This window comes from Rufibacter hautae, from assembly GCF_008271695.1.
Taxonomy (GTDB): domain Bacteria; phylum Bacteroidota; class Bacteroidia; order Cytophagales; family Hymenobacteraceae; genus Nibribacter; species Nibribacter hautae.
The window spans coordinates 61,765-77,743 of sequence record NZ_VKKY01000002.1; the positions used below are offsets into that span (position 1 = coordinate 61,765).

Annotated in this window: 14 protein-coding genes; 10 read left to right on the forward strand and 4 right to left on the reverse strand. The window is 53.3% G+C overall.

The window, feature by feature from the left end; genetic code table 11:
• Nucleotides 1-19 precede the first annotated feature (19 nt).
• The 3 genes from FOA19_RS09395 to FOA19_RS09405 form a co-directional block, all read right to left on the reverse strand.
• Entirely contained in the window at nt 20-487 is a 468-nt protein-coding gene (locus FOA19_RS09395; RefSeq protein WP_149090587.1) for a DoxX family protein, read from the reverse strand.
• Between the two features lie 88 nt (nt 488-575).
• The gene (locus FOA19_RS09400; RefSeq protein WP_149090588.1) at nt 576-3,005 is read right to left on the reverse strand and encodes an ABC transporter permease; all 2,430 of its coding nucleotides are present in this window, start codon (nt 3,003-3,005) and stop codon (nt 576-578) included.
• A gap of 321 nt (nt 3,006-3,326) precedes the next feature.
• Nucleotides 3,327-4,037: an ABC transporter ATP-binding protein gene (locus FOA19_RS09405; protein WP_149090589.1), complete on the reverse strand. Its 711-nt coding sequence runs from the start codon at nt 4,035-4,037 to the stop codon at nt 3,327-3,329.
• Nucleotides 4,038-4,399: 362 nt separating this feature from the next.
• Between FOA19_RS09405 and FOA19_RS09410 the strand changes: the two genes are divergently transcribed.
• Both FOA19_RS09410 and FOA19_RS09415 read left to right on the forward strand, forming a co-directional pair.
• Nucleotides 4,400-5,776, forward strand: coding sequence for a sigma-54-dependent transcriptional regulator (locus tag FOA19_RS09410; RefSeq protein ID WP_149090590.1), 1,377 nt, complete (start codon nt 4,400-4,402; stop codon nt 5,774-5,776).
• On the forward strand, nt 5,766-7,157 hold the full coding sequence (locus FOA19_RS09415; RefSeq protein WP_149090591.1) for a sensor histidine kinase: 1,392 nt from the start codon (nt 5,766-5,768) through the stop codon (nt 7,155-7,157). Before FOA19_RS09410 ends, FOA19_RS09415 begins: the two co-directional genes overlap by 11 nt.
• A 290-nt stretch (nt 7,158-7,447) precedes the next feature.
• On the opposite strand, the gene trxA is transcribed toward FOA19_RS09415, so the two are convergent.
• On the reverse strand, nt 7,448-7,777 hold the full coding sequence (trxA, locus tag FOA19_RS09420) for a thioredoxin (RefSeq protein ID WP_223808815.1): 330 nt from the start codon (nt 7,775-7,777) through the stop codon (nt 7,448-7,450).
• A gap of 167 nt (nt 7,778-7,944) precedes the next feature.
• Here trxA and FOA19_RS09425 point away from each other — a divergent pair, with 167 nt between their 5' ends.
• From FOA19_RS09425 to FOA19_RS09460, 8 genes are all read left to right on the forward strand, one after another.
• Nucleotides 7,945-9,153 (forward strand): alpha/beta hydrolase family protein, encoded by a 1,209-nt coding sequence (locus tag FOA19_RS09425; protein ID WP_223808816.1) that lies wholly within the window; start codon nt 7,945-7,947, stop codon nt 9,151-9,153.
• A gap of 195 nt (nt 9,154-9,348) precedes the next feature.
• On the forward strand, nt 9,349-10,179 hold the full coding sequence (locus FOA19_RS09430; RefSeq protein ID WP_223808817.1) for an enoyl-CoA hydratase/isomerase family protein: 831 nt from the start codon (nt 9,349-9,351) through the stop codon (nt 10,177-10,179).
• A 113-nt stretch (nt 10,180-10,292) separates the two neighbouring features.
• Nucleotides 10,293-10,742: a sterol desaturase family protein gene (locus FOA19_RS09435; RefSeq protein ID WP_149090594.1), complete on the forward strand. Its 450-nt coding sequence runs from the start codon at nt 10,293-10,295 to the stop codon at nt 10,740-10,742.
• Between the two features lie 29 nt (nt 10,743-10,771).
• Nucleotides 10,772-11,668: a MerR family transcriptional regulator gene (locus FOA19_RS09440; protein ID WP_149090595.1), complete on the forward strand. Its 897-nt coding sequence runs from the start codon at nt 10,772-10,774 to the stop codon at nt 11,666-11,668.
• 558 nt (nt 11,669-12,226) lie between these two features.
• Nucleotides 12,227-12,742, forward strand: coding sequence for an RNA polymerase sigma factor (locus FOA19_RS09445; RefSeq protein WP_149090596.1), 516 nt, complete (start codon nt 12,227-12,229; stop codon nt 12,740-12,742).
• 149 nt (nt 12,743-12,891) lie between these two features.
• Nucleotides 12,892-14,400: a phytoene desaturase family protein gene (locus FOA19_RS09450; protein WP_149090597.1), complete on the forward strand. Its 1,509-nt coding sequence runs from the start codon at nt 12,892-12,894 to the stop codon at nt 14,398-14,400.
• The gene (locus FOA19_RS09455; RefSeq protein WP_394344092.1) at nt 14,397-15,251 is read left to right on the forward strand and encodes a phytoene/squalene synthase family protein; all 855 of its coding nucleotides are present in this window, start codon (nt 14,397-14,399) and stop codon (nt 15,249-15,251) included. Before FOA19_RS09450 ends, FOA19_RS09455 begins: the two co-directional genes overlap by 4 nt.
• Entirely contained in the window at nt 15,251-15,781 is a 531-nt protein-coding gene (locus FOA19_RS09460; RefSeq protein ID WP_149090598.1) for a hypothetical protein, read from the forward strand. Before FOA19_RS09455 ends, FOA19_RS09460 begins: the two co-directional genes overlap by 1 nt.
• Nucleotides 15,782-15,979: the final 198 nt, after the last annotated feature.

Sequence of the window (15,979 nt, forward strand, 5' to 3'; positions counted from 1 at the left end):
TTTAAAGAAGCAGGGTTCGTTAGAAGGAAGCTTGCCGCTTAGGTACAGGCGTGGCCCGATCCGTTCGCCGCTGGTGCAGGTAGTGGTCCAAAGACAAGGCGCCGGCGCCGTGCAGCAGGAAAAACACGCCTACCGCCATCAGCTGTACCGGCTGGAAAAACTGCTCGTAACTCTGCCCGCGGTGCGCAATGAGGAAAGCCAGAATAAAATTCACCAGGATGAAAAAGCCCGCCACCCGCACCTGCCAACCCACGATCAGGAAAATGCCACACAGAAACTGAACCGCCACCGAGACAATCGCCCCTACCAACGGAAATGGCACGCCTCGCACCTCTAAAAAATCCCGGAACTCCAGCATGCGCACATAACTGAACACATTGTCCTGCGTGAAATAAATGAGGTGAAACCCAAACGCCAGGCGCAGCAAAACCGCCGCGTACGGTTTGTACCGGTCCAGAAAGTCGGAAAGCGCCAGTTGGTCTGCCATACAAAGGATAAGTAAGGGGTTGAGGTGGTACAAGAAGCTCTGTTTCGGGGCCGATTTCCCATAACCCACCCCGAAACGGAAGCATAGTTTATTCTGTCCGAAGGGCTTTCACAGGGTTGAGGAAAGCGGCTTTGGCGGCATGGAAACTTACGGTGAGCATGGCAATGGTCATAGCAATCAAACCCGTCAGGATGAAGGTGCTCCAGTTCAGCGGCACACGGTAGGCGAAATCCTCCAGCCAGCGGTCCATGCTGAACCAGGCAATCGGCGAAGCCAGGGCAATGGCGATGATCACCAGCAGGGCGAAATCTTTGGACAGGAGCAGGATGATTTCCCGTACAGAAGACCCCAGCACTTTTCTTATGCCGATCTCCTTCGTGCGCTGCTCTGCGGTGTAGGACGCCAATCCGAACAGCCCCAGGCATGCGATGAAGATGGCGATAGCCGCGAAAATGGTGAAGATCTGCTGTTTCAGGACCTCGGCCTCGTAGAGCTTGCCAAACAGGTCGTCCATAAACTGGTATTCAAACGGGGTGCTGGGCAGGAATTTCTTCCAGGTGGCCTGGATATGCGCCAATGCCTCCTGCGGATCTCCCTTGAACTTCACGGTAATGTTGCTGTAGTTTCTGTTGTTGGGCGGCAGAAGGTACACCATAGGCGAAATGGCCTCGTGCATGGACTCAAAGTGGAAATCCCGCACCACCCCAATGACGTGGCCTTTGGTATCGCCGTACTTAAAGATTTGCCCAATGGCCTCCTGCGGGCTCTTCCACCCAATCATGCGCACCGAGGATTCATTGAGGATAAAGGAGGAGGTATCGGTAGGGTGGTCTTTGAGGAAGTTTCGGCCCGCCGCCAGTTTCACTCCGTAGGTAGGGAACAGGTCATGGTCCACGTTCACGAACCGGATGGTCAGATTGGTGCCTTGCAGGGAATCGCCCCGCTGCACGGCGGCACCCGAGGAGTTGAGCAACCGGTCTGAGGGCACCAGCAGCGAGCGCCCCACGTTCTGGATGTTGGCCGAAGCCACTAGATCGTTCCGGAATGCCTCGTATTTGTCGGTGAGCTCGTTGTCAAAGTCAAGCACCACCAGCCGCTCCTTGTCAAAGCCCAGCGCCTTGTTCTGCATGTAATTCAACTGCTGCGAGATGACGCCCGTGGCGATGATGAGCACGATGGAAATGGAGAACTGCGCCACCACCAGCGTCTTGCGCAGGAAGGGGTTACGGACGCTGCTACCAAGCGAGCCTTTCAACACCAACACCGGCCTGAACTTGGAGAGGTACACCGCGGGGTACAAACCGGCCATGCCGCCAATCACCAACGGCAGTAGCAGGATGATGCCCAGCAGGTAAGGCTTGGAGAACAAATCCAGGGCAAGCGTTTTACCCGTGAAATTATTCAACCAGGGCAAAAGCGCCTCGGCTAGGCCCAAGGCCAGGAAAGTAGACAAAATCGCCACCAGGATAGACTCCATCAGAAACTGCCCCACCAAGGTCTGCTGGTGCGCGCCTACTACTTTTCTAATGCCTATTTCCTTCGCACGGCTGGTGGACCGGGCGGTGCACAGGTTAATGTAGTTGATGCAGGCAATAAGCAAAATGAACAAGGCTACTGCACTCAAAATCAGAACCGTGTTGATGTCGCCGTTGGGTTCCTCCTCAGAGTCCAGGTGGGAGCGAAGGTGCACATCGGTAACTTTCTGCAGGTGCAGCGTGGTGAACGCAGAAGGTTTGCGGGAACGGGCGTGGTCTGTGCCGCCCAAGTGCTTGTCCAGAAAAGCAGGGAACTGGTCCTGCAGGTTCTGAGCCGGGTAGTTTTTGGGCAGCAGCAGGTACGTCCCGAAGGAGTTGTTCCCGAAATTGGTGGCCAATTGGTTGGCGCCGTAGATGGCGGTATCGGCTAAGGTGGTGAAGGACACCAGGAAATCGGGGTGCATGTGCGAATTGGCCGGAAACGCCTTGTACACGCCGGCCACCTTCACCGAAAACTGGCTGTACACTTTCAGGACCTTGCCTACGGGGTCGGCGCCGGAATAATATTTCTGGGCCATGGCATCACTCATGAGCAAGGTATAAGGCTCGGTGAGGGCTTTTTTGCCGTTGCCTTTGAGCATGGGAATGGTGAAAATATCCAGCAACTCCGGCTCCGCGAAGTACACCCTTTTTTCATTGAAGGCTTTCTGCTGCTCTTTGTCCTCCACCAACACCTGGGTGTTCAGCACGCGGGCTACCTTCTCAATATCGGGGAAATCCTGCTTTATCAACGGCCCGAACGGCGGCGCTACGTGCCCCAGCGCCAGACTCACGCTCCCGTCATCGCTTTTGAAATCGCGTGTCACGCGGTAGATGCGGTCGGCATTGGCGTGGTAGCGGTCATAGCTGAACTCGTCCAGCACATACAGCGAGATCAAAATACAGGCCGTGATGCCAATGGTGAGCCCGGCGATGTTGATGGTGGAGTAGATCTTCTGGCGGACAATGTTGCGCCAGGCTACTTTCAGATAGTTTTTGAACATTGCGGTAGTAGTTCTGAGTCTATAGTTCTGCGTCTTGAGTCAGGGAAAGCACGGGATGAAAAAGAGTCCTGAGTTCTAAGTCTTGAGTTCTGAGTCAGGGAAAGCACGAGTTCGTGTTGAGCCTTTTTCTATAAAAGTGAGCTGTAAATGGAGTCTGAGGTGAGTTTATCGATCTTAAGCCTATAGCTGCTGCCATTACCGTTCGCAACCAAGATCCTTTCAGGATGACAAAAGAGGAGGGAGGTTTGAGAGGAGGGTCGTTCACTTTTACCACTCAGGACTCAAGACTCAGAACTCAGAACTCAGGACTCAGGACTCTTTTCAAAACTCTGGACTCAGAACTCGTGCGGAGTGCCGCTCAGTAATGCTTTCAGTCACAATCTGGCCGTCTAGCAGGCGGATGATGCGGTGGGCGTAGTCGGCATCGGAAGGGGAGTGGGTGACCATCACCACGGTGGTGCCGGCCTCGTTCAGGGCGCTGAGCAGTTCCATGACCTCGCGGCCGTGGGCTGAGTCCAGGTTACCGGTGGGCTCATCCGCGAGGAGCAGGGCGGGCTTGCCTACCACTGCGCGGGCAATGGCCACTCGCTGCTGCTGTCCGCCGGAGAGCTGTTGCGGGAAGTGGTTGCGGCGGTGCGCGATCTGCATCTGCTCCATGGCCTCGTTCACCCGTTGGTTGATCTCGGAAGTAGACATCTTCTGGTAGATGAGCGGCAGTTCAATGTTTTCCTGCACGGTGAGTTCGTCAATGAGGTTGAAACTCTGGAACACAAACCCGATGTGCGCCTTGCGCAGATTCGCCCGCTGCCGCTCAGAAGTTCTGGACACCTCCTGACCCAGAAACCAGAACTCGCCGCTGTTAGGATTATCCAGCAACCCGATGATGTTGAGCAGCGTGGACTTGCCGCAGCCCGAGGGTCCCATCATGGCCACAAACTCGCCTTGTTTTATTTCAAAGGAAATGCCGTTGAGGGCGGTGGTCTCCACTTCATCGGTGGTGTATTTCTTCTGGAGGTTGACGGTTTTTAGCATGGTTCTTTTCTAGGCGGGTTAGTGGGTGAGGATTTCGCGCGGTTTTCCGGATTACAGGCCCTAAACGGTGAGGCCTGGCCGGAGCTTGGGCGCAGAAAGCAGCCTCCAAATGCAATGCCAAAAGAGGTAAGATGCAGAGTACGAGGCGCTTTGCAGGATTGGGCCTCTGGTGCTTGCCCAAAAGTGCACGGTTTCGTACATTTATTCGTCTGTAAGCGTACACCCCCTCCGCCGTAACCCTCACCGGGGTTGGCAGAAGCCTCTGATAAACAGTGCATAAGCTTACGTAAGGCTGCGAAATGGCCTTTGTGGCACCCTACTTGTGATACCTCGGCATTCACCTTTGAAATACCCCTTGCCCCATGAGCAAAATACCCTGCCGCCTCTTGATTGTGGATGACCAGGAAGACATCCTTACCGCCGGACGCATCTTCCTGAAACAGCACTTCTCGCTGGTACGCACCGAAATCAATCCGCAGCGCTTGCCAGAATTGCTCCAGAAAGAGCCTTATGACGTGATTCTGCTGGACATGAACTACACCGCCGGGGCTACGTCCAGCCGCGAGGGGCTTGATTTGCTGCAGCGGATTCTGGAGGTAGACCCGCAGGCAGTGGTGGTGATGATGACGGCCTACGGCGACATAGACCTGGCCGTGCAGGCCCTGAAACTGGGTGCCACCGATTTTGTGGTGAAACCCTGGCACAACGAGAAACTACTGGCCACCATGACCTCGGCGTGCAAACTCCGGCAGTCCACCTCCGAGGTCCAGCACCTGCGCACGAAACAGCAGCACCTGAACCAAACCCTCAACGAGCCGGGTGTGGAACTGGTAGGCTCTTCGCCGGCCATGCAGCGCGTGTACCAGACCTTGGAGAAAGTAGCCGCCACCGATGCGAACGTCCTCATTCTGGGTGAGAACGGCACCGGCAAGGAAGTAGCGGCCCGGCTGCTGCACCGCCTCTCGCACCGCGCCAAAGAAGTTTTTATTCCCGTAGACTTGGGCGCCGTGACCGAGAGTTTGTTTGAGAGCGAACTGTTCGGGCACGTGAAAGGCTCCTTCACCGATGCGAAGGAAGACCGCGCCGGCCGCTTTGAAGTCGCCTCCGGCGGAACCCTGTTTCTGGACGAGATCGGGAACCTGAACCTGCCGCTACAGGCCAAGTTGCTGACGGCGCTGCAAAGCCGCGTGATTACGCCGGTAGGTTCTAATCGGCCAAGGCCGGTGAACATCCGATTGGTGAGCGCTACCAACATGCCGCTGTACGAGATGGTGAAACAGGGCAGGTTCCGGCAGGATTTGCTGTACCGCATCAATACCGTGGAAATACAACTGCCGCCGCTGCGCGAGCGCAAAGAAGACATTCAGCCGCTGGCCGAGCATTTTCTGGCCAATTTTTCCAAAAAGTACCAAAAGCAGAATCTTCGGCTGGAGAAGCCGGTGCTGCAGAAACTGCTGGGGTATTCCTGGCCGGGCAACATCAGGGAACTGGAGCATACCATAGAGCGGGCCGTGATCATGAGCGAACCCGGCCACCTGCACCCCGCCGATGTGTACCTGGCGGAGCCTTCGAACCACACCGCGGTCACTATTGAAACGGAGGCTACGTTGGGCAACGTGGAGAAAACGCTGGTGCAGCAGGCGCTCCTCAAGCATAACGGCAACATCACACACGCATCTAAAGAACTGGGAATCACGCGCACCGCTTTGTACCGTCGCATAGAGAAGCATGGTTTATAACTACAACTATTTCACAGTAAGGGTGGTGGTGCGGGTGGTGTTACTGGCCTTCACGCTGCTGGTGGCGGTGTACGTGGGTTCGGTGCACGCCTGGTACATCTCGCTGTTTTGTCTGCTGGTCTTAGCGGCCGGGCAGGTGCTGGAACTCACCGAGTACGTGCAGCGCACGAACCGTGACCTCATCCGTTTCCTAATGGCTATCCGGCACTCAGATTTCACCCAGCGCTTCGCGGTGGAAGGCGCCCCGCCGCAGTACCGCGAGCTGCACACCATGTTCAACGACATCACGGGGGCTTTTGCCCGCATCAAAGCCGAGAAAGAGGTGCACCATTTGTACCTGCAAGGCGTGGTGGAACACCTGCGCATCGGGTTGATCACGTTTGACACGGAGGGGCACGTGCAACTCATGAACAAGGCCGCGCACCGCCTCCTGGATTTGCCATTCCTGCAGAACATCCACTCCGTAGACCGCATGTATCCGGCCCTGGCCGAAGCTGCTTTCGCGGAGCCCCGCAACGAGGCCCGCCTTATCCGGCTGCGGCAACTCACCGAGGAAGTGCTGCTCACCGTGCACGTGACTTCCATCCGGCTCCAGGACCAGGAAGTCAGGATCATGTCTTTCCAGAACATCCGCTCAGAGATGGAGGCGCAGGAACTGGAATCCTGGAAGAAACTGATCAGTGTGCTCACCCATGAAATTATGAACTCCGTGACGCCTATCATCTCGCTTACCTCGTCCATCAGCGATCTGGTGCAGTCAGAGCTTTCGCCCATTTTGGAGGCGGGCCACCTGGAGGAAGATACCATGGAAGACCTGCAGCTGGGCTTGCGCACCATTGAGAAACGGACCCGTGGGATGCAGCACTTCGTGGAGAACTACCGCCGCCTGACGCGCGTGCCGCCGCCGCACTTGGAGGAACTGTCTCTGCAGGCGTTGTGCGGCCACGTGAGCCGCCTGGTGGAGCCGCAGATGAAAAGCCGCACCATCGCGTTTGCGTTGCAACTGCCCGAGGAGCAACTCTGGCTTTCCGCCGATGCCGAACAATTGGAGCAAGTATTACTGAATCTGCTCAAAAACGCGATGGAAGCCTGCAGCGTGGTGGCGCACCCAGCCGTGATCCTGCGGGCCGTGCTGGACCACAAGCAACCTAACATGGTCCGGATAGAAGTCATTGACAACGGTCCCGGCATTGAGGCAGAGTCACAGGAGCAGATCTTTATTCCGTTCTACACCACCAAACCCGAAGGCTCCGGCATTGGCCTCAGTTTATCGCGCCAGATTGTGCGCCAGCACGGCGGCGTCTTGCACGCCACCTCTGCCCCGCACGTGCAAACCACCTTCCACCTTACGCTTCCGCTCAAGGAGAAATTAGACCACTAGGCACTTGGCCAACCGGTTTTTTGGCATTTCTCCTAAATCAGGAGGGGTTCTTTCTGTGCGCCGCTGGTTTAGCGCTAACTCCAAAGACCTCGCAGCGTCCGGAGGTCTTACGAGTATCTATTCCCAGAGCCGTTTAAGTCCTCGTTTCCTGAAAACAGGCCGGAAATGTTTACCCACCCCTAACCCCTCCGAGGAGGGGAATACCCGTTTTTGCCGTTATTCTAGAAGCTAACGGCAGGGCTCGCCAGTTTTGAACCTGTTTTCTGGAAACTGGCCCAAAACGCCTTCTTCTACTTCAGGTGCTGCTGTACTACCTGGCTTAACTGGTGGGCGGGCACCACGCCGGACTGGCGCCATAGCTGCTTGCCCTGGTGGAAGAGCAGGAGCGTGGGGATGCCCTGCACCCGGTACTGCTGCGCCACGGCGGGGTTCTTGTCCACGTCAATCTTGATTACCTTCAGTTTTCCCTCGTACTGGCGGGCTACCTGCTGCAGAATCGGCGCCATGGTCTTGCAGGGCCCGCACCAATCGGCGTAAAAGTCAACCAGCACCGGCATGCCCGGGCTACTGATGATTTCCTGGAATGATTTTTTAGGCATGGTATTTACTTTGAAGTTCAAGTTGTTTATACGGAAAAGGACAATTTCGGGTCAAACCCATCGTTGGGTAAACAAAAGCGTTTTCTGCTTGTTTTATTCAAATTAGGCCTAAAACGATATCGGGGAAAGGAACTTTAGGCAAGCCCTCATCCTTTATAAATCATACCCAAACTTAACTAAGAAAGACTTTGAAAACGATCATTATATCTGCCCTTTTGGCCATGACCTCTTGGTTTTCTTCCTGCAAGGAAACCGAGGTGATGGAGCAGCCGCCGGTGCTGCAAGCCGAAAAGGATTTGCTGGTTTCGGCGGAGAAGCTGACCACTATTCCGGCTGCCGGCCTGAAAGAGATCGCGGTCTCCAACGGTCGGTCAGAACTGGCTACCCTCATCAAATATGACGTGGATGTGTACCGCCTGATCTATCTCACCCAATACAACGGGCAGGAAATCCAGGCCTCGGGGTTGATGGTGGTTCCGTTGAACATGACGGCGCCGGCGCCTATTTTGAGTGCGCACCACGGTACTACCTTTGACCAGAAATATGCCCCAAGCAATTTCCAGATTACTTCCTTGACGGGTTTTGAGCCCTTCGGCGCCGCCGGGTACCTCACCCTGGTTCCAGACTTTATTGGTTACGGTGCTTCAAAGCAGATCCTGCACCCGTACTATGACGTGAAACATTCCGGCACCGCCGTGGTGGACATGATCAAAGCAGGGAAATCCTTCTTCAAGAAAAACAATGTGAAGACCTCTGACCAGTTGTTTCTGGCGGGTTACTCAGAAGGTGGTTACGTGACGCTGGCCACCCAGAAAGAGATTGAAGAGCATCCGGAGCACGGGTTGACGGTAACTGCTTCTGGCGCCGGCGCCGGCGGATACGACCTGGAGCATATGTTGGGCATGGTGTTGAGCGGAAAACCCTATGAGTATCCGGCCAACCTGGCTTTCATTCTGCAGGCCTACAACAAAACCTACAACTGGAACCGCCCTTTGACCGATTTCTTCCAGGAGCCTTACGCCACGCGTATCCAGGAACTGATTGATGGGACCAGAACCAGTTCTTCCATCAACAGCGCTTTGGCCAAAGATCCAGCGAAACTGTTCAACACGGCTTTCTTGGCGGCTTTGCGCGGAAACGGGGAACAAGCCTTGAAGGACGCTTTGAAAAAGAACAGCCTCACCGGTTGGGTGCCTAAAAGCCCCACCCGCCTTTACCACGGCACCGCCGACATTATGGTGCCGTACGCAAACACTGTTTCTACTTACAATGCCATGAAAGCCGCGAACGCACCTGATCTCAAATTCATCACCATTCCGGGCGGTGGACACGGCAGCAGCCTGGAACCCATGATCAAGGATCTGATTCCCTGGATGGAAGGCATCAGAAACATGTAGTGGAATTATTATCAGAAAGCCCGGTCCTTGTAAAAACCGGGCTTTTTTATGCACCTTAAGCAGCGAATTCACCAGAAAAGGCGTCTTAGTTTTAGAGCGCTTGCACAAGGGGGAATCGCAAACCCAAAGGGTATATTCCTGATGGGTGTTGGCCGGCAATCAGGTAGGGCGCATATTTTCTTACCTTTCAAACCAATGTTCGTAAAGAGAGATATGAGACAATCGCATACCCCCGCTCCGGAGACTTTTGCGCTTCAATATGTGAATTACCACTGCACAGACAGGGTGGCTTCTATTACCTTGAACCGCCCCGAGAAACGTAATGCGCTCAATTACCAGATGGTAACCGAGTTGAAGCATGCCTTTGACACTGCCGAGAATGATGACGAATGCAAAGTGGTCATTCTAAAGGCCACGGGGCAGGCATTCTGCGCAGGCGCTGATCTGGAATACCTGCAGCAACTGAAGAACAACTCCTACGCCGAAAACCTGGAGGATTCTTCGCACCTGATGCAGCTTTTCTACCAGATCTATACCTTGAAGAAAGTGGTCATCGCGCAGGTGAGCGGACCGGCGATTGCCAGCGGCTGCGGTCTGGCCACCGTCTGTGATTTCACCTATACCGTGCCTTCCGCGCGGTTTGGGTACACCGAGGTGAAGATCGGTTTTCTGCCGGCCATTGTCAAAGTGTTTCTGCTGAGGAAAATAGGGGAGGCCCGCTCCAAGGAGTTGCTCCTGACCGGTGATTTAATCTCGGCGGAGAAAGCCAAGGCCTTCGGTTTGGTGAATGAGGTGGTGCCTGAAGACGAACTGGACCAAGCCGTGCGCGATTTGGCCCAGCGTTTGTGCGTGCAGAACTCGGGCCAAGCCATGGAAGTCACGAAGGAGATGATTGCCCGGGTGCAGGAACTCCCGTTGCGAGACGCCTTGGAATACGCCGCAGAGCGCAACGCCCTGGCGCGGGCCACAGAAGATTGCCAGCTGGGCATCCAGGCGTTTCTGGACAAGCAACCTATGACCTGGTAATTTACAAGAAGCAGACTTCTATTTCTGGCCCTTTTTTCTTCTGGGGCTAATGGCGTTTTGACTACCTTTAAACTAAATTTAAAACAATTGACCAAACTGCTGGTTGAGAGAGTATGCTGACGAACGCGGCGATAGTTTTAGGAACCTTTGTTACGATGGAGTTGGTGGCGTGGGCGGTGCACAAATACATTTTGCACGGCTTTCTGTGGAGCATCCACAAATCGCACCACACCAAACACAACCATCTGTTTGAGCTGAACGATGTCTCGTTTATGTTCTACGGCGTCATTGCCATCCTGTGCTTTATCTATGGCTCAGAGAAGCATGACTACCGGTTCTGGATTGGGGTAGGAATCTCCTTGTATGGGGCGGCCTATTTCCTGGTGCATGATTTGTTTATCCATAGGCGGCTCAAGCTGTTTGGGAAAACAAAGAGTACCTATCTCAGGGCGCTGGACATTGCGCACAAAGTGCACCACAAAGCCAAAGACAAAGACAACTCAGAGTCATTTGGCATGCTCTGGGTCCATCCTAAATTCTTTCGTATCGCCCGGAAGCGTTAACTTTCCGTTCCGTTTCTAACCTCTCTCCTGTGGCGAATTACTCTATTAAAGAGTTAGAGCATCTGTCGGGCATTAAGGCCCATACCCTCCGTATTTGGGAGCAGCGTTACCAGCTGCTGGCGCCAAAGCGCACGGCTACCAATATCCGGTACTACGATGACACTGACCTGAAGAACCTGCTCAACGTGGCCTTGCTTTACCAGGAAGGGTACAAGATCTCGCGCATCGCCAAACTTCCACCGGACCAGGTAGCCAGCGAGGTGCTCAAAGTAACCGAAGCAGACCTGGGCCAGGATCAGTTCATGAGTCAACTCATTATTGCCATGGTGGAGTTGGACGAAGGGCTTTTTGAGCGGGTGCTTAGCCGGGCGGTGCTGCAACTGGGTTTCCCGGCCTCGGTAAAGCAGGTGATCTATCCGTTTCTTACCAAGATTGGCTTGCTGTGGCAAACGGGCAACATTACCCCCGCGCATGAGCACTTCATCAGTCAGCTTATTAGGCAGAAAATGCTGGTGGCCATTGATGGGCAGCGGCTCAGCCATACCTCCGACGCACCCAAAGTCCTGCTTTACCTCCCCGAGGGTGAGTTGCACGAGCTCTCGTTGCTCTACAGTCATTTCCAGTTCAGGGCCATGGGGTACCGCACGTTGTACCTGGGGCAGCATTTGCCTTTGCAAGACTTGATTGTGGCCGCCCAACAGTTCAGTCCGCAGTACATCTGCTCGGCTTACACCACCGCGCCCATCAGAGATGAGGTAGAAACCTACATGCATCAAATGCTGGACCAACTTCCCACGGTTCGCTTACTGTTGAGCGGATATATTTTACAGCCGTTTAAAGAAAATCTGCCCCAAAGGGTAACGTACTTTGAGACGCTGGAAAGTTTTGAGAGATGGCTCTCCCAGGACAGTATGGTGCCCGCCTGATCTTACTAACCTTCACATACCCTTCCTCTGTTTCACCTGCACCAGACCTGACGAAAGAAGTTAGGCTTGCACAGGCATGTCCTTCCCATCCCATTCCTAAAGCTTCTGCCTGACGTCATCAGGTAAAAGGAGCCGTTTGTTTAATGTTTCCTCCTTTCTATCCAGCAAACTGCTTCAAACCTTAGCGGCTGCAACAACTCTTGCCCTTGTTTTAAAGCTGTTTTTGGCAAAACAGGCGAAAAGCCCTCATGTCTTGTCCCTGATTTTCCATTCTGAAGGATGAAATTTTTTTGTCTTGGGTGAAATCCGGTTGGCTATTCTTTTTAGTATGTATTGCCATTGTGCAATACAAAAGCCTATAAACTGAACAATTATACCTAGGTAAACCGCCTTCCATCTTCATTGGATGTCAATTCTGCTGCCTGTTTGGGTTCTTAGCTTTTAGCTAAGTTCTATTTAGGTGGTTTAAAATAATTTGAAAATACTTCCACAAAGGTTGGCTTTAATCCATTTACTCTCGTATTATTGTTTAACGTTTGATTAAAAACATTAAACAAAATGACTGCACTAGATTTTACTTCCGTTGTAGAGCGCATGGCTCCTACTCTCCGTCCCGCCGCGTATAACCTGACCCGTGATAGTGATGATGCGAAGGATCTAGTGCAGGAAACCCTGCTGAAGGCCTTTGTGAACCGCGATAGGTTTAAGCCCGGCACCAACCTGAAGGCCTGGTTGTACACCATCATGCGCAACACCTTCATCAACCATTACAACAAGGTCACCAAACGGTCCAGCTCGGTAGACACCAATGACTACATCCAGACCCATCCGGCAGATGACCGCATGATTGCCGTGAACCGGGCTACTGGTGAATTCGCGCTCAATGACATCTATGCTGCCATTGACCAGCTACCCGAGGAGCTGCGTACCCCATTCATGATGTATTATGTGGGGTATAAGTATCTGGAGATAGCCGAGAAGCTCAAACTGCCCATTGGTACCGTCAAAAACCGCATTCACCTGGCCCGAAAAGAACTCAAACAAGAACTGAAAGGGTACGCCTACGCTGATTGATGTAACTGTACCTTCGGGCGCGCCAGGATTGATCAAAAACGAAAAACTGGATTATGCCCGAAAAAGAATGTAACTTGTTTCAGCAATAAATCTGGTTTTACAGTATAAGTACTGGATTTAAGGCTTTCCCCTATATTGAAGCTTCAAACATGCACGATCTCTCCCGGAAAAAAGTAATTGTCATTGGGGCCGGCTTTGCCGGTCTGGCGGCGGCGGCCAGTATGGCGCAAGCCGGATATGAGGTTACTTTGCTGGAGAAGAACGAGGTGGCCGGCGGGCGCGCCCGCGTGTTCTCGGCCCAGGGCTTCACCTTTGACATGGGCCCCAGTTGGTACTGGATGCCCGATGTTTTTGAGCAGTTTTTCCAAAAGTTCGGCAAAACCACTTCTGACTACTACCACCTGGAACGCCTGGACCCATCTTACCAGGTCTTGTATGGCCCCCAGGATACCATGGAGTTGCCCGCGGGCATGCCCCAACTGGAGGCGCTCTTTGAGTCCTTGGAACCCGGCTCGGCCCAGAAGTTGCGGACCTTCCTGAAACAGGCTGCTTACAAGTATGAGGTAGGCATCAACAACCTGGTCTACAAACCCAGCCGGTCCTTAACCGAGTTTCTGGACGTGAAGCTGCTGGTGGATGTGCTGCGCCTGGATGTATTCCAGTCCATGCACAAGCATGTGCGCAAGTACTTCAAGCACCCGCGGCTCATCCAGTTGATGGAGTTTCCCATCCTGTTCCTCGGGGCCCTGCCCCAAAATACGCCTGCGCTGTACAGCCTCATGAACTACGCCGATATGGCGCTGGGCACCTGGTATCCCATGGGCGGCATGCACAAGATTGTGGAAGGTATGGTAGCGCTGGCGAAGGAGCAAGGCGTGGAGATCAGGCTAGGGGAGGAGGTGGAAAGGGTGGAACTGGAAAACGGCACTATCACCAAAGTGATTACCTCCCAAGGCGCGTACGAGGCCGACGTGGTGATTGGAGGTTCTGATTACCACCACCTGGAGACTAAACTGCTTCCGGCTGAGGCCCGCAGTTACACCCCAAAATATTGGGAGACCCGCGTCATGGCACCTTCTTCGCTTATATTCTACCTGGGCGTGGATAAGAAACTAGAAGGCCTTAGACACCACAACCTGTTCTTCGATGAGGATTTCGGGCCGCACGCGCATGAGATTTACACCGAACCGGCCTGGCCTAAAAAACCGCTCTTCTACGTGTCTATGCCCTCTAAAACTGATCCTTCCGTAGCGCCTGAAGGCAAAGAGAACCTGTTCATCCTGATTCCGGTAGCCCCTGATTTGCAGGATACAGAAGAGGTGCGGGAGCATTACTACCAATTGGTCATGAACCGCTTGGAGCAGATCACCGGTCAGGAGGTAAAGCGCCACGTAATCTATAAGCGGAGTTACGCCCACAAAGATTTTATAAAGGATTACCACGCCTTCAAAGGCAACGCTTACGGCTTGGCCAACACGCTGCTGCAAACGGCGGTGCTCAAACCCAGCCTCAAAAGCAAAAAAGTACGCAACCTGTTTTACACCGGGCAATTAACCGTTCCCGGCCCTGGCGTACCACCGTCCTTGATCTCAGGACAAGTGGTGGCCGCCGAGGTCATGAAAGAATTTGCCCCACAGGAAACCACCTTAACCCTATGAAGATGATCCCGGCGCCCATGACCCTTTTTGACAACACCACGCTGGAATGTAGCAAACTCATCACGCAGCGCTACAGCACGTCCTTCACGTTGGGCATAAAAACGCTGCACCCGCGCTTCCATAATCCTATTTATGCCATCTATGGGTTTGTGCGCTTCGCCGATGAGATCGTAGACACGTTCCATTCTCATGACCGTGCCGGATTGCTGGAGCGGTTCAAGCAGGAGACGTACCAGGCGCTGGAGGAGAAAATCAGCCTAAACCCGGTGCTGCACGCCTTCCAGATGGTGGTGAACAAGTACAAAATAGACCTTGAGTTCATTGACGCCTTTCTGCGCTCCATGGAAATGGACCTCACGGACCAGAAGTATGACTGTGACTTATACGACGATTACATCTACGGCTCCGCTGAAGTAGTAGGCCTGATGTGCCTGCGCGTGTTCTGCGAGGGTGACAGTGAGATGTTTGACCGGCTCAAGGCCTCGGCCTGTGCCTTAGGGGCGGCTTTCCAGAAGGTGAATTTCCTGCGCGACATCCGCAGCGATTACCAGGACCGGGGCCGGGTGTATTTCCCTAAAGTGGATTTCCGGTCGTTCTGTAACAAAGACAAGGAAGAGATTGAGCAGGACATCCAACAGGACTTTGACGATGCCTATGCGGGCATTCTGGCCCTTCCCCGGGGCGCGCAACTAGGTGTTTACCTGGCTTATATCTACTATTTAAAGCTTTTCAAGAAAATTAAGCAGCTTCCTGCCGCCCAAATTTTGGCAGAACGCGTAAGAGTGCCTGATAATACGAAGTTCGCTTTATTGTTAAGTTCGTATATTAGGTTCCAGCTTAATACTATCTAATGCAAGTACTCAGTACGCTTCTTTTTCTTCTCTTTGTTCTGGTCTTCCAACAGCAGAAACCAGATCCGTACGCGCATGCCTCGTTGCTAAACTATTACCAGACGGCCGCCAAAGACGAGGAGATTGCCCAGAAGTTTGTGAACCTCATGAACAAATACCAAGGCAAAGATCCGCTGAAACTTGGGTACAAGGCGGTGTCGCACGCCATCATGGCCAAGCACGTCTGGAGCCCTTATGCCAAGATTAAATACTTGCGGCAATCCTCCCAATTTTTTGAGGACGCCGTGGCCATTGACAACCAAGATCCCGAAGTCCGTTTTCTACGGTTCTCCATTGAGAACTCCATTCCCAGGTACCTGAACATGAGCGCCCACCTGGAAGAAGACAAAAGAATTTTCATGTCGGCCATTCTCAAGCACCCAAGATCCGGTATTTCCACTGAGACCGTCAAGATCATGCGGGATTACCTCTTGCGCAAAGATCTTCTTACAGACCAAGAGGAGCAGCAGGTGGCCAAACTTAATCTTTAAGCAGGTTTTGAGCGACTTTAGCTGTTTTCTGAGTTGTATAGTTTGGTGATGGTCTCCTTAATTATAAGAGTTTTCTGTTTTAGAGGTAATTTCTTAAATCTAGGGGTAAAACAGAACTGCTGAAAGCCTTTTATATTGATTGATAATTTCTTCAAAAAGACGCCACAAAGTAATTTGTCTATCAAAAGATAAAATACG